The organism is Actinomadura luteofluorescens (genome assembly GCF_013409365.1).
Taxonomy (GTDB): Bacteria; Actinomycetota; Actinomycetes; order Streptosporangiales; family Streptosporangiaceae; genus Spirillospora; species Spirillospora luteofluorescens.
The window spans coordinates 2,163,635-2,177,211 of record NZ_JACCBA010000001.1 but is presented as its reverse complement, the minus strand read 5'-3'; the positions used below and the strand labels follow the sequence as shown (position 1 = coordinate 2,177,211).

Here is a 13,577-nt window from a genome sequence, read left to right as displayed (position 1 = left end):
CCGCGCGGTCACGGCTCGGCGGCGGGCGTGAACAGGTAGCCGCGCACCCCGGACCGGTCGCACCCGGCGTAGATCGCCTCCAGGCCGCCGGTGTCCCGGATGTCGACGCCGACGCACATGCCGTCGTCGCGCGTCGCCCGCGGCACGATGCGGAACAGCTGCCCGCCCTTCACCGGCTTGCCCGCGGGCGTCAGCCCGAACCGCTGCATCGGATCGTCGTTCCCGCACTCCTTCATGTGCAGCTTGGCGCGCTCGACGAGGTCGTCGAGCGTCACGCACCACAGCTTGCCCTTGGCCGTCCACGCCTTCAGCTGGAACGTCCCGGCGCTGTCGGGGACGGAGGTGAGCCGGATCCGCTGGAGCGCGTCCTCGGCGGCGCACTTGTCCTGCGACAGCTGCGGGTCCAGCCGGTCGTCGGGCAGGATCGACAGGCAGTCGCCGGTCCGCTCGTCGTCGGTCAGCGGCATGACCGTGTACCAGCCGGGCGGGGGCGGCGTCGCCTTGCGGGCCGCCCCGGGCGGCGTCTGCGGCCGGTGCGTCCCGTCCCCGCCGCCGAACACCCCCGTCAGCGTCGAGACCACCACGCCGATCGTGATGATCGCGGGCGCCGCCACGAGCAGCGACACGGGACGGCGGCCGGCGTGCCCCTGCGATGACGTCTTGCGGTGCCGCGCCCTCGGCGGCTGCGCCGCGTGGCGCCCGGAGGAGCTGCTCTCGGAAGCCGGGGCGGGGGTGGTGCGGATCGGAGCCGGGGGCGTCGCGGGGCCGAGGTTGAGCGCCGGCCGTCCGGCGACGCGCTTGTCGCCCTCCACGGGGCCACGCGGGTCGCTCCGCACGGCGGCGGGCCCGCACAGGCGGTCGTAGACCCGCAGCCACCGCTCGCGCTCGGCGGGGACGAGGCCGCATGTGGTCACGAAGGAGGTCACCAGTCCCCGGCTCGGCAGGGTGCCCGCGCTGAGGAGCGCGTCGACCCCGGAAGGGGCGACCACGCCGTCCGCGCGCATCCGCTCCTCGAGCTCGGAAAGGGGCAGGCCGGACCATTGCTGCAGGCTGCGCATCAGGTCGAGTAAATCGGCCGGGGCGCGCGCCTCCTCCGGCTGCGGGACCGCCCTCGGAGCCGACACCGGTGTCCTCCCGCGCACGGGGACGCTTGTTCTCGTGGGCATCGTAGCGATCTCCTCGTCCGGAATGACTAATGTTCGTTCTGCGGTCTTTGACAAGATCAATACCGTTATGAGTTCGGCGCTCGTCAACTGGAGGGCCCCCGCGATGCCGCGCTCCGGTGCATCGGTTCCGTCTGCTCTGCGGCGTTCCGTCGAGACCAGGGTCGGCACCACGTTCGTCCTGCTGATGCAGCTGCGCGTGCTCGTCATCGGGGTGACCGTGCTGGTGGACGGCCAGGTGCGCGGCGACCCCTGGGCGCTCGGCGTGCTCGTCCTCGCGGCCGTGGTGTCCGGCGTGGTGCTGGCGGGCTGGGAGAAGGTCGTGCTGCGGCTGTTCGAGCAGCCCGCGCTGCTGGCCTTCGACGTGCTCATCGGCTACGCGGTGCTGCAGGTGGGCGGGATCTTCGGCCCCTACTTCCTCGTGACGGTGGTGACCGCCGGTCTCGCCGGGCTGCTGTACCGGTGGCCGGTCACCGCGCTGCTGTGCGCGCAGCAGGCCGTCCTCTACTACGCGGCGCTCTACCGCAACGCGCCGTCCGCCGACGACGGCGGCATCGCCATGCCGCTGCTCGTCATGCTGCCCGTCTTCTACGGGGTCGCGGCGCTCGTCGGCACGGTGCTGCGCCGCCTGTTCGACGAGCACGCCACCGCCGAGGAGACCCGCTGGCGGATGGAGGCGCAGGCGATGGCCGCCGAGGAGCGCACCCGGCTGGCCCGGGAGATGCACGACTCGCTGACCGCGACGCTGTCCGGGATCGCCCTGTCGGCGAACGGCCTGCCCGGCTGGGTCCGCAAGTCCCCCGACCGCGCCGAGCAGGAGGCGCAGCGCATCGCGACCGCCGCGCAGGTCGCCACCCGCGAGGCGCGCTCGCTCATCGCCGAACTGCGCGACGACTCCGCGGGCGTCCCGCTGGGCGACGCCGTGCGGGAACTGGCGGGGGAGTGGGAGGGGCGCACCGGCGTCCCCGTGCGGGTGGACATCGCGGCGGGCGCGGACCTTCCGGCGCCGGCGCGGCGGGAGCTGGTCACGATCGTGCGGGAGGCGCTGGAGAACGTGCGGCGGCACGCGGACGCGTCCCGCGTCGACATCATCGCGGCGGTCGACGCCGGCGAACTGGAGGTGCGCGTGCGCGACGACGGCAAGGGCATGCCCGGGCGGCCGGACGACCCCGGGTGGCTGGACGCGCTCGCCCGCGGCGGACACTACGGCCTCGTCGGCATGCACGAGCGGGCCGGGAGGGCGGGCGGCCGGCTGGCCGTGCGCTCCGTCCCCGGCGGCGGCACCGAGATCACGGTGTCGATGGGGGCGGGGGGCCCGGAGTCCGAACCCGCGCGGACCGCCCTCGGGAGCCGGTGATGGACGAGCCCGTGCGGTACCGCGTCCTGGTCGTGGACGACAACACCTTCATTCGCGCCGGCCTCACCTCCGCGCTGGAGTCCACCGACGACATCGAGGTGGTGGGCGAGGCGGGCGACGGCCGCGAGGCCGAGGAGCTCGCCTGGCGGCTCGTGCCGGACGTCGTCCTGCTCGACGTCCGGATGCCGCGCGCCGACGGGGTGAGCGCCGCCGCCGCGCTGAGCCGGATCAGCCGCGTGATCATGCTCACCCAGGTGGAGGAGCCCGAGGTGATCCTGTCGGCCGTCCGCAACGGCGCCGTCGGCTACCTCGTGCACAACACCTTCACGGTGGACGAGCTCGCGGCGGCGATCCGGGACACCGTCCGGCACCGGGCCCACCCCCTCTCGCACGCGGCCAGCGCCGCGCTCATCGACGCCGCGCGGACGGGCCGGCCCGCGGCGCCCGCGGCCGATCCGGCCGAGCAGCGCGCGCGGTTCGGGCTCTCCGCCCGCGAGGTCCAGGTCATGGATCTGATCGTGCGCGGTCATGCGAATCACGACATCGCGGCCAAGCTATTTCTCACCGAGAAAACCGTCAAGAACTACATCAATCGCATTTATGCGAAACTCGGCGTGCCGAACCGGGCCACGGCCATCGTGACCTGGCTCGGGATGCCTCCGGGCGGCTGAGCTGGGCCTGCGCGATTGGGGCCCGCACCTCCCGCCGCTAGGGCCCTAGGGCCCTAGGGCGGCCCGCGGGCGGCCGCATAACGTTCCGGGTGAACGGACTACATGAAGGACGGCGCCATTCCGGCCGGGCCTTCTTCTCATTCGTCGCCCGGAGGAACGCGATGCTTTTGCCGACCCGAAACAGAATGGGCGTGGTCGCCGGCGGAGTCCTGGCCGCAGGCTGCTCGTTCGCGCTCGCCGCCGCCCCGGAGGCGGTCCCGGACCAGGCTCCCGCCCGCGCCATCGGTTCGCTGGAGAAGTCCGCGCCCGCCATCGCCTACGGGAAGCCGGGCCCGCGGGCGCACGAGGACACCTGGGACTCCGAGCGCGCGAAGAAGGGGAAGAAGAAGCGCGTCACGGCCACCGCGGCGCGGCGGTACGGGTGGGGGCGCCCGATCGCCTCCGACGGATTCCGGACCTTCGACCGGCGGGCCTGGGAGGTCTACACGGGGCCGGGCAACGGCGGCCGCGGCCGCCGCGTCGCCAAGGCGGTGACCGTCCGGAACGGCGTCCTGCGCATCAAGGGCAGGCGCAACGGCGACACCGGGGGCGTCGCCTGGATGAAGGGCGCCCAGAAGACCGGGCGCTGGGAGGCCCGCGTCCGGGTCAGCCGGGGATGCGCCTGCTACAACGCCAACCTGCTGCTGTGGCCGGTCGGCGGCGGTGGCGGCACCGACCCGCGCAACGGAGGCGGGGAGATCGACTGGATGGAGACCTACGGCGACAAGGGCCTGCGCAACGGGACCAACTTCTTCCTTCACTACGGGCCCGAGAAGGACTCCCGGCGCCTGGACGCCCACCTGCGCGTCGACCTGACGAAGTGGCACGCCTTCGCGGTGGAGTGGAACTCCAGGGGCATGACGGGCTACGTGGACGGCCGCAGGTGGTTCCACACGTCCAAGCGGGAGGCGCTGCCGCCCGGGAAGATGGGGCAGGCCATCCAGCTCGACTGGTTCCCGCAGATGGCCAAGCTGACGACGAAGGGGGTCAGCCGGACGCGGGACGTGACCCTTTCCGTCGACTGGATCGCCATGTACCGGGCCTGAGCCGCAGTGATCCCGAGGTCATTTCACGATCTGCCAGACCTCCCCGTCGTGGCGCAGGGTGAACTCGCTCTGGAGGGTGCGCTCCACCATGGAGCCGCTCGTCCAGTGCAGGGCGGAGAAGGGGATGACCGCCTCCTCGCCCGAGAGCCGGCCGCCCTTCACGGTCAGGGTCCGCAGGGCCTGCCGCTCCTGGGGCCGGAGGAAGTGCGGCGTGTTGCGCACGCCGGCCGGGCAGTCGCCGTTGAGCGGCTGGCCCTCAAGGAAGTCGCCGTCCTTCGCGACGTAGCGGCATACCGCCGGGTCGCCGGCGGCCTGGCCGCGCAGGAAGGCCTGGAGCGCGGCCCGCGCACCCTCGATCCCCTCCTGGGCGCCCGGGTCGGTGTCCTGCTGCGCGGACGATGTGGGCGACGGGGACGGCGGCCGGAAGACCTCATCACCGCCGTCCTTGTCGTCACCGCCGCAAGCGGACGCGAGAAATGCCATGGCGAGCGCGGTGACGGCGAGCGCGCCGCCGGCGCGGGGAGTGAACCGGAGAGCCATGGCGTGCCTTCCTCGGGTCGGGGTGTCGGCCCAATGTCAGAGCGCCGCCTTTCCGGGGTGATCAGGCGGCAGCCGAAGATTAACGCCTCGGTCGGGGAATGGCCAGCGGTGACAAGATCGCCAGGTCAGGGGTGGTGAGCGCTCGTCCTGGCGGTGCCCGCATCCGTGCCTTCCTTTTCTCTGCGGGAAGCCTCAGGCGCATGGAAGGGAAATGCGCGGCCGTGCCGATCAGGCGGAGCCGAGCGGAGCCGGACGGATGCGGAGAGGTAAGGGTGGATTATCTCACGAGAAGAATCGATGAAAGACCTCCCGCGGAGACGTTTTCCGCGCTATGGGCGGCAGGCCGTCGCGCCCAGTGCCGGCCGTCCCGTCACCCTCGGTGGGCTGGGCGCGGTGGCTCAGCTCGCCGCAGGAAGCCGGCGGCGGCCGTCGCTTTCCATGGGATCGGCCGGGCAGGCGGCCGACCGGAGGTCGCCGGGCCGTCGTGAGACGCCCACCGGCAGGTCGAGGCGCCTGGGTGCCGCGGTAACAGGGGCCCGCGGCACCCGGCGCCCTGGCCCCGGGGCGGGCGGCTCCATCGCGGTCATGGTGATGCGCGTCACATTTTCCTTGGAACGTGACATCGCCCAGCGCTCACATTTCGGGCACGGCGGCGGACCCCGTCTCCGCCGTCTTCCCCCGGCCTATAACCGATTGGAGACTTCACATCCGCGCCGGTGGCGCGTAATCGGAGGGGATCGGCGTGCACCGACCGTGATTACCCGGCGACGCTGGCGGGCTTGTGTGCCCTGGGCCTATCCACTACCCATATGGACCTGCGGCTCTCCGGCTCCTTCACCGGACTCCCCCCGTCCGGCCCGGAGAACCGCCTGAGAGGTGTCACCCGTGGATCCGCAAAAACTCAAAGACAATTTCGCCCTGGTCGCCACGAACGGCCTGGACGTCGCCGAATATTTCTACGCCGACCTTTTCGCGCGGGACCCGCAGCTCAGGCGGATGTTCCCCGCGTCGATGGCCAAGCAGCACGAGGTGCTGATCGCGGCGCTGTCCCAGATCGTCTCGACCGTGGACGACCCCGACGCGCTCGTCCCGTTCCTCACCGACCTCGGACGCCGCCACCACGGCTTCGGTGTCGTCGCCGAGCATTACGCGCCCGTCGGCGCCAGCCTGCTCGCCACCCTCGCGCACTTCAGCGGCCCGGAATGGAACGCCGACCTCGAACGCGACTGGACGGCGGCCTACGGCGTCGTCGCGAAGGTCATGACGGAGGCCGCGGCGGAGCCCGTCGCCTGATCCGTGGACGCCCAGCGACTGAAGGCCAGCTTCGCGCAGGTCGCCGAGAAGGGCGACGCGGTCGCCCTGTTCTTCTACTCCGACCTCTTCGTACGCAACCCCCACCTGCGCGACATGTTCCCCATCGGGATGAGCGGGCAGCGCGACAAGCTGCTGCGCGCCCTCGGGCACATCGTGTCCCAGGTGGACGACCTGTCCAATCTCGTCCCGTTCCTGCAGCAGCTCGGCCGTGACCACCGCAGGTTCGGCATCGTGGCCGAGCACTACCCGCACGTCGGGGCCAGCCTCCTCGCCACCCTGCGGCACTTCTCCGGGACGGCCTGGACCGACGACCTCGAAAGCGACTGGACGGCGGCCTACACCCTCGTCGCCAAGGTCATGCTGGAGGCCGCCGACGAGAACGCCCTCACCAGCCCCGCCTGGTGGAACGGGCAGGTCGTCGCCGTCGAGCGCCGCCGATTCGACATCAGCGTCCTGCGGATCCAGCCCGACCGGCCCCTGCCGTACGCGCCGGGCCAGTCCGTCGCGCTCGAAGTGCCGTCCCGGCTGCGGCACTGGCGGTACTACTCGATGGCGAACGCACCGCGTCCCGACCACACCGTCGACTTCCACGTCCGGCTGGTGGACGGCGGGCCGGTGAGCCCCGTGCTCGTGCGCGGCACCCAGGCCGGCGACCGCGTCCGCATGGGCGCCCCCATCGGAACCCTCACGCTGGACGAGAGTTCCCCGCGGGACGTCCTGCTCGTCGCGGGCAGCACCGGCCTGGCCCCGCTGAAGGCGATCCTGGAGCAGGTCTCCCGCCGCGCCGTCCCGCCCCGCGTGCACCTGTTCTTCGGTGCTCGCAGCCGCGACGGCCTCTACGACCTGGAGGATCTGGCCAAGCTGGCGGACGGCTTCCCCTGGCTCACCGTCGTCCCGGCCGTTTCGGACGAACCGGGCGGGCACGGGTTCTCCTCGCTGCTCCAGTCGGGGGACGACGGCATCGAGCACGGCAACCTGTCCGACGTGGTCGCGAGGCGCGGCCCCTGGGACGGTCACGACGCCTACGTGTGCGGGCCGGCCGTCATGGTCGGGCACACCGTCGAGCAGCTGACGCGGCTCGGCGTCCCCCGTGACCGCATCCGCCTCGAAACCTTCGCCGACGCACAGAGGTGAGCGCGTTGAACTCCCCGAACCTTCCGGTCGTCTCCGAGGGCTCGCGGCTGACCCCGGGCGAGCTCCACTCGGTGGTGTTCGCCCGGGCCGCCCTAGGGCGCCGCGGATACGACGAGGAGCAGGTCCGCAACTTCCTGCAGTACGTGGAGCGGGAACTCGTCAAGATCTTCACCGACAAGGCCGCCCTCGCCGACGAGGTGAACCGGCTGCGCAGCCAGGCGTCCTCCGGCTCCCGAGGCGTGATGGCCCCCGAGGACGCCCACTTCCAGGCCGTCCGCATCCTGTCGCAGGCCCAGCAGACCGCCGACCTGTACGTGGCGGACGCCGAGCGCTACACCAGGGAGCTGGCGCACGAGGCGAGGCTGCACCGGGAGGCGATCCTGTCCGACGCCAAGGGACGGGCGGAGCAGATGCTGGAGGACGCCCACCGCAAGGCCGCCGCCGTCGCCGAGGCGGCCGTCCGCACGGCCCCGCCGCAGGCCGCGCCGGCGCCCCGCCCCGAGAACCTCCCGGACGCGGATCGCCTCGCCCTGGAGCGCGAGATCGCCTACCTGCGCACCTACAGCGACGTCTACCGGACCCACCTGCGCTCCTATCTGGAGGCGCTGCTCCGCAACGTCGACGAGTGGGAGTCCTCCGAACGGGCATCCCTCCCTGGAGGTAATGCCTGATCTACCGTCCCGGCGCGGGCGCCGTGACGTTCGGGGCTCCCGCGCGGTTGCGCGCCCGGCCGGGCTCGCCGCATGATCGGCGGGCCCGGCGCAGCGTGTTCGCGCGGGAGTGCTCGTCTGGAAAACTGGGGGCGTTATGGAATTTGTGATCGTCATCGCCGTGCTGGCCGTGATCGCGCTGATCATCGGCGGCGTCACGCTGCTGCGGCCGCGCCGGACCCGCCCGCCGGTCGAGCGCCCCTCCGAGCGCACCGGCGGCGCCACCGCCGCCGACGCGGCCGACACCGCAGCCCCCACGATCGAGAAGGCCCCGCCGACGGAGGCGCCGCCGCGGCCCGCCGTCGAGATCGAGCGGCCCCCGCCCGGCGCGGGCCGGCTCGTGCGGCTGCGGGCCCGGCTCGCCCGCTCCCAGAACGCCTTCGGCAAGACCCTCCTCGTCCTGCTGTCGCGCGACACGCTCGACGAGGACGCCTGGGAGGAGATCGAGGACACCCTGATCTCCGCCGACATGGGCACCGCGGTGGCCCGGCAGGTCACCGACGACCTGCGGACCCGCGTCCAGGTCCTCGGCACGCGCAGCCCGGAGGAGGTCCGGGCGATGCTCAAGGAGGAGCTGCTCAAGCAGATCGGCCCCGACATCGACCGCTCCCTGCACACCGAGGCGCACGGCGACCGTCCCGCCGTCCTCATGGTCGTCGGCGTGAACGGCACCGGCAAGACCACCACGTGCGGCAAGCTCGGCCGCGTCCTCGTCGGCGACGGCAACACCGTGCTGCTGGGCGCCGCCGACACCTTCCGCGCCGCCGCCGCCGACCAGCTGGAGACGTGGGGGACGCGGGTGGGCGCGCAGGTCGTCCGCAAGGACGAGGGCGCCGACCCCGCCAGCGTCGCGTTCGACGCCGTCAAGCAGGGCATCGACACCAAGGTCAACGTGGTGATCGTCGACACGGCGGGCCGGCTGCACACCAAGACCGGGCTGATGGACGAGCTCGGCAAGGTCAAGCGGGTGGTGGAGAAGCAGGCCGCGGTCGACGAGGTCCTGCTCGTCCTGGACGCCACGACCGGCCAGAACGGCATGCAGCAGGCCCGGGTCTTCGCCGAGGTCGTCAACATCACCGGCGTGGTGCTCACCAAGCTGGACGGCACCGCCAAGGGCGGCATCGTCGTCCAGGTGCAGCGCGAGCTCGGCGTCCCGGTGAAGCTGGTGGGCCTCGGGGAGGGGCCGGACGACCTCGCGCCGTTCGAGCCCGAGGCGTTCGTGGACGCGATCCTCGGCGACTGAACCGGCCGTCGGCGGGCCCGGAAGCCGCCCGCAAACCGAGTAAATACGGCATGTGAGGACTTGGAAACAGCGGCGAAACACGCCGAAGTCGGGTTTCACATGGCGGAAACGTAGCGGCATACCGGGCGAAACGGCCGCGCCAGAGTCTCTGAGCAGTTCGAAGTTCCTGGCGAGGAGGGACGCGCTCAGAGATGAAGATCGATAGCGGTAGTACCGCCTGGATGCTGACGAGCACGGCGCTCGTCCTGCTGATGACACCGGGCCTGGCCTTCTTCTACGGGGGTATGAGCCGGGCCAAAAGCGTGCTCAACATGATGATGATGAGCTTCGTCAGCATCGCCGTGGTGGGCATGGCGTGGGTCGTCTACGGCTACTCGCTCACCTTCGGCGACGGCGGCGGGCTCAGCTCGTTCATCGGCGGGTTCGGCGACTGGGGCCTGGTCGGCCTGGAGAACGCGGCCACGGCCGACGACGGGACGGGCATCCCGCAGCTGGTCTTCGTGGCGTTCCAGGCCACGTTCGCCATCATCACCGTCGCGCTGATCAGCGGCGCGGTCGCGGACCGTGCCAAGTTCGGGGCCTGGGTGGTGTTCACCCTGGTCTGGGCGACGCTGGTGTACTTCCCGATCGCCCACTGGGTGTGGTGGTCCGACGGCAAGGACGGCGGCAAGTCCGGCTGGCTGTTCCACCTCGGCGCGCTCGACTTCGCGGGCGGGACGGTCGTCCACATCAACGCCGGCGTCGCGGCGCTCGCCCTGGTGCTGGTGCTCGGCAAGCGCAAGGGCTGGCCGAAGGAGCCGATGCGGCCGCACAACCTGCCGTTCGTCCTGCTCGGCGCCGGGCTGCTGTGGTTCGGCTGGTTCGGCTTCAACGCCGGGTCCGCGCTGTCGGCCGGCTCCACCGCGGCCGTCGCGTTCATCAACACGCTCGTCGCCACCTGCGCCGCCGCGTTCGCCTGGATCGTCGTCGAGAAGCTGCGCGACGGCGCGTCCACGACCCTCGGCATCGCCTCGGGCGTGGTGGCCGGCCTGGTCGCGATCACCCCGGCCTGCGCGTTCGTCACCCCCCTCGGCGCCCTCGCCCTCGGCCTGGTCGCCGGCGCGGTGTGCGCGTTCGCGGTGGGCCTGAAGTACAAGCTCGGCTACGACGACTCGCTCGACGTCGTCGGCGTCCACATGGTCGGCGGCATCGTCGGCGCCCTGCTGATCGGCTTCCTGGCGACCACCGCCGTCAACGACGCCGGCGCCGACGGGCTGTTCGCCGGCGGCGGGTTCGCGCTGCTCGGCAAGCAGGCCGTCGCGGTCCTGGCGACGCTCGCCTACTCCTTCGTCGTCACCTACGTGATCGCCAAGGTGATCGACCTGGTGATGGGCTTCCGGATCAGCGAGGACGACGAGGCCGCCGGCATCGACAGCACGGCGCACGCGGAGACCGCCTACGACTTCGGCACGATCCGCGCGGGCATCGGTTCTGGGGCGGGCATCGGCTCCGGGGCGACCGCGGCGGCGCCCGCCCCCGCCGCCCCGGCGAAGAAGGTGGAGGCGAAGGGATGAAGCTCATCACGGCGGTCATCAAGCCGTTCAAGCTGGACGAGGTGAAGAAGGCCCTGGAGGCCTTCGGCGTCAAGGGGATGACCGTCAGCGAGGCCAGCGGCTACGGGCGGCAGAAGGGCCACACCGAGGTCTACCGGGGCGCCGAGTACCAGGTCGACCTGGTGCCCAAGCTGCGCGTCGAGGTCCTGGTCGAGGCCGAGGACGCCGACGACATCATCGACGTGATCGTCAAGGCGGCCCGCACCGACAAGATCGGCGACGGGAAGGTGTGGGCCGTGCCGGTCGACACCGTCGTCCGGGTCCGCACCGGCGAGACCGGCCCGGAAGCCCTCTAGGGAGCACGGTGACCCTCGCCCACCCGCCGGCCGGAGACCGGGCCCCCGCGCCCCCTCCGGCCGGCGGCGCCGCTTCGGAGTCGGCCCGCGCCGCCCTGGCCACCGCCCGCGCAGCCCGCGCCGCCGCCCTCGACCGCTGGCTGGCCTCCCTCCTGACCACGGCCCCGCCCTCCGACGGCGCCGCCGCGGACGGGGCGGAGCCCGAGGGAGTGGCGCTCGTCGCGGTGGGAAGCCACGCGCGGCGTGAACTGACCCCCGGCGGCGACCTCGACCTCGTCCTGCTGCACCGCGGCCTGGCCGGCGTCGCGGAGATCGCCGACCGCGTCTGGTACCCGGTCTGGGACTCCGGGCTCCGGCTCGACCACTCCGTCCGCACCGTCGCCGAGGCCCGGACCGTGGCGCGCGGCGACATGAAGGCCGCCCTCGGCCTGCTGTCGGCCCGCCGCGTCGCCGGCGACCACGCCCTCGTCGACGAGCTGCGCGCCGCCGTCCTCACCGACTGGCGCGCCGACGCCCCCACCCGGCTGGCCGAACTGTCGGCGATGTGCCGCGAACGCTGGGAGGCCCACGGCGAGCTGGCGTTCCTGCTCGAACCCGATCTGAAGGAAGCCCACGGCGGGCTGCGGGACGTCCACGTCATGCACGCCGTCGCCGCGTCCTGGGTGGCCTCCGCCCCGGACGCGCGAGTGCGCGCCGCCCATGACCTGCTCCTCGACATCCGGCACGCGCTCCACCAGGTCACCGGCCGCTCTACCGACCGCCTCGTCCTCCAGGAACAGGAGGCCGTCGCCCACGCCCTCGGGCTCCTGGACGCCGACGTCCTGCAACGCTCGATCGCCGAAGCCGCCCGAACCGTCACCTACGGGGCGTCCCACCTGTGGCGCCGCGTCGAGAACTTCACCAGGGCCAAAGTCCGGCAGCCTCCCGGCGTCCCGCAGGGCGCGGGCCGGCGCGGTGTGGAGCGCAGGCCGGTCGGGGACGGCGCCGTCGAGCACGAGGGCGAGGTCGTCCTCGCACGCAACGCCGATCTGAACGACCCGGCGCTCGTCCTGCGCGTCGCCGCGGCCGCCGCCCAGACGGGCCTGCCGCTCGCCCCCGCCACGGTCGCCCGGCTCGCCGACCGCGCCGCGCTGCCGCAGGCCCCCTGGCCCGCCGAGGCCCGCGACGCGCTCGTCTCCCTGCTCGGCGCCGGGCCCGCCGCCATCGCCGTCTGGGAGGCCCTCGACCAGGCCGGGCTGATCGTCCGGCTGCTGCCCGACTGGGAGCGCGTCCGCAACCGCCCGCAGCGCAACCCCGTCCACCGCTTCACCGTCGACCGCCACCTCGTCGAGACCGCCGCGGGCGCCGCCGCCCTGACCCGCGAGGTGGCCCGCCCCGACCTGCTCCTGATTTGCGCGCTCCTGCACGACATCGGCAAGGGCTGGCCCGGCGACCACTCCACCTCCGGCGCGGTCGTCGCCCGCGACATCGGCGCCCGCCTCGGCCTCCCGGAGGACGACGTCCGCGTCCTCGAGACCGTCGTCCGCCACCACCTGCTGCTGCCCGAGACCGCGACCCGCCGCGACATCGACGACCCGGTCACCGTCCAGACCGTCACCTCCGCCGTGTCCGGCGTTCCCGGCCGCGAGCGCGAGGTCGTCGACCTCCTCGCCGCCCTCGCCGTCGCCGACGGCGGCGCCACCGGCCCCGCCGCCTGGGGCGCCTGGAAGGCCGGCCTGGTCGCCGAACTCGCCCGCCGCGCCACCGCCGCGCTCTCCGGCGGCACGCCCCCGCCCGCGCCGGCGCTCGGCGCCGACCACCTCGCCCTGGCGCGCCACGACGGCGCCGCCGTCCGCGTGACGGGCTCCCGGATCACCATCGCCGCCCCCGACCGCCCCGGCCTGCTCTGGCGCGCCGCCGGCGTCCTCGCCCTGCACCGCCTGGCCGTGAAGACCGCGCGCGTGATCTCCTCCCCGTCGGCCTCGCCCGCCCAGACCGCGGTGCTGGACTTCACGGCCGTCCCCGAGTACGGCACGCCGCCGGATCCGGCCGGGCTGGAGGCGGACCTGCGGCGGATGCTCGCCGGACGGCTCGACGTGGCCGAGCGGCTGGAACGGCGGGCGCGGTCCGTCCGGATCCGGCCCGGCGTCACGGTGCCGCCCCCGCGCGTCATGATCGTCGACGACGCCTCGCGCACCGCCACCGTCGTCGAGGTCCGGGCGCACGACCGTCCCGGCCTCCTGTGGCGCGTCGGCCAGGCGCTCGGGTCCTGCGGCCTGCAGGTCCGCGCCGCCCAGGTGGACACCCTCGGAGCCGAGGCCGTGGACGTCTTCTACGTGGTGGACGAGCAGGGCCGCCCCCTCGACGACCCCGACGCGCTGGCGGCGGTCCGGACCCGGGTTCTGAAGACCCTCCGCTGACCGGGTTCCCGGAGGGGGCGGGGCTCGCCGTGTGACCCGATACGCTGATAGGCGATCCCAGCAGCTTTCCAAG

12 protein-coding genes are annotated in these 13,577 nt (G+C 73.1%); 10 read left to right on the top strand and 2 right to left on the bottom strand.

The features are described 5' to 3' along the window. Positions 1 to 8: 8 nt before the first annotated feature. Positions 9 to 1,124: a DNA-directed RNA polymerase subunit beta family protein gene (locus BJY14_RS09930; RefSeq protein ID WP_218905247.1), complete on the bottom strand. Its 1,116-nt coding sequence runs from the start codon at positions 1,122 to 1,124 to the stop codon at positions 9 to 11. Positions 1,125 to 1,233: 109 nt separating this feature from the next. Between BJY14_RS09930 and BJY14_RS09925 the strand changes: the two genes are divergently transcribed. The 3 genes from BJY14_RS09925 to BJY14_RS09915 all read left to right on the top strand — a co-directional run bounded on the left by BJY14_RS09925 (position 1,234) and on the right by BJY14_RS09915 (position 4,276). Next, positions 1,234 to 2,520, top strand: coding sequence for a sensor histidine kinase (locus BJY14_RS09925; RefSeq protein WP_179843338.1), 1,287 nt, complete (start codon positions 1,234 to 1,236; stop codon positions 2,518 to 2,520). Then, positions 2,520 to 3,191 (top strand): response regulator transcription factor, encoded by a 672-nt coding sequence (locus BJY14_RS09920; RefSeq protein WP_179843337.1) that lies wholly within the window; start codon positions 2,520 to 2,522, stop codon positions 3,189 to 3,191. Before BJY14_RS09925 ends, BJY14_RS09920 begins: the two co-directional genes overlap by 1 nt. 161 nt (positions 3,192 to 3,352) lie before the next feature. After that, on the top strand, positions 3,353 to 4,276 hold the full coding sequence (locus BJY14_RS09915; protein ID WP_179843336.1) for a glycoside hydrolase family 16 protein: 924 nt from the start codon (positions 3,353 to 3,355) through the stop codon (positions 4,274 to 4,276). A gap of 18 nt (positions 4,277 to 4,294) precedes the next feature. On the opposite strand, the gene BJY14_RS09910 is transcribed toward BJY14_RS09915, so the two are convergent. Continuing rightward, positions 4,295 to 4,816, bottom strand: coding sequence for a hypothetical protein (locus BJY14_RS09910; RefSeq protein WP_179843335.1), 522 nt, complete (start codon positions 4,814 to 4,816; stop codon positions 4,295 to 4,297). Positions 4,817 to 5,701: 885 nt separating this feature from the next. On the opposite strand from BJY14_RS09910, the gene BJY14_RS09905 reads away from it, so the two are divergent. The 7 genes from BJY14_RS09905 to BJY14_RS09875 all read left to right on the top strand — a co-directional run bounded on the left by BJY14_RS09905 (position 5,702) and on the right by BJY14_RS09875 (position 13,504). Further along, positions 5,702 to 6,109, top strand: coding sequence for a globin domain-containing protein (locus BJY14_RS09905; RefSeq protein WP_179843334.1), 408 nt, complete (start codon positions 5,702 to 5,704; stop codon positions 6,107 to 6,109). Between the two features lie 3 nt (positions 6,110 to 6,112). Then, positions 6,113 to 7,264 carry a globin domain-containing protein gene (locus BJY14_RS09900; protein WP_179843333.1) on the top strand — a complete coding sequence of 384 codons (1,152 nt, stop codon included), beginning with the start codon at positions 6,113 to 6,115 and terminating at the stop codon, positions 7,262 to 7,264. A 5-nt stretch (positions 7,265 to 7,269) separates the two neighbouring features. Next, the gene (locus tag BJY14_RS09895) at positions 7,270 to 7,935 is read left to right on the top strand and encodes a DivIVA domain-containing protein (RefSeq protein WP_179843332.1); all 666 of its coding nucleotides are present in this window, start codon (positions 7,270 to 7,272) and stop codon (positions 7,933 to 7,935) included. Between the two features lie 136 nt (positions 7,936 to 8,071). Beyond that, entirely contained in the window at positions 8,072 to 9,217 is a 1,146-nt protein-coding gene (gene ftsY / locus BJY14_RS09890) for a signal recognition particle-docking protein FtsY (RefSeq protein ID WP_179843331.1), read from the top strand. A 191-nt stretch (positions 9,218 to 9,408) separates the two neighbouring features. After that, on the top strand, positions 9,409 to 10,770 hold the full coding sequence (locus BJY14_RS09885) for an ammonium transporter (protein WP_179843330.1): 1,362 nt from the start codon (positions 9,409 to 9,411) through the stop codon (positions 10,768 to 10,770). Continuing rightward, positions 10,767 to 11,105, top strand: a complete 339-nt coding sequence (locus BJY14_RS09880; RefSeq protein WP_089312877.1) for a P-II family nitrogen regulator — start codon at positions 10,767 to 10,769, stop codon at positions 11,103 to 11,105. The genes BJY14_RS09885 and BJY14_RS09880 overlap by 4 nt, the downstream gene beginning before the upstream one ends. 8 nt (positions 11,106 to 11,113) lie before the next feature. Next, positions 11,114 to 13,504 (top strand): [protein-PII] uridylyltransferase, encoded by a 2,391-nt coding sequence (locus BJY14_RS09875; protein WP_179843329.1) that lies wholly within the window; start codon positions 11,114 to 11,116, stop codon positions 13,502 to 13,504. Positions 13,505 to 13,577 lie beyond the last annotated feature (73 nt).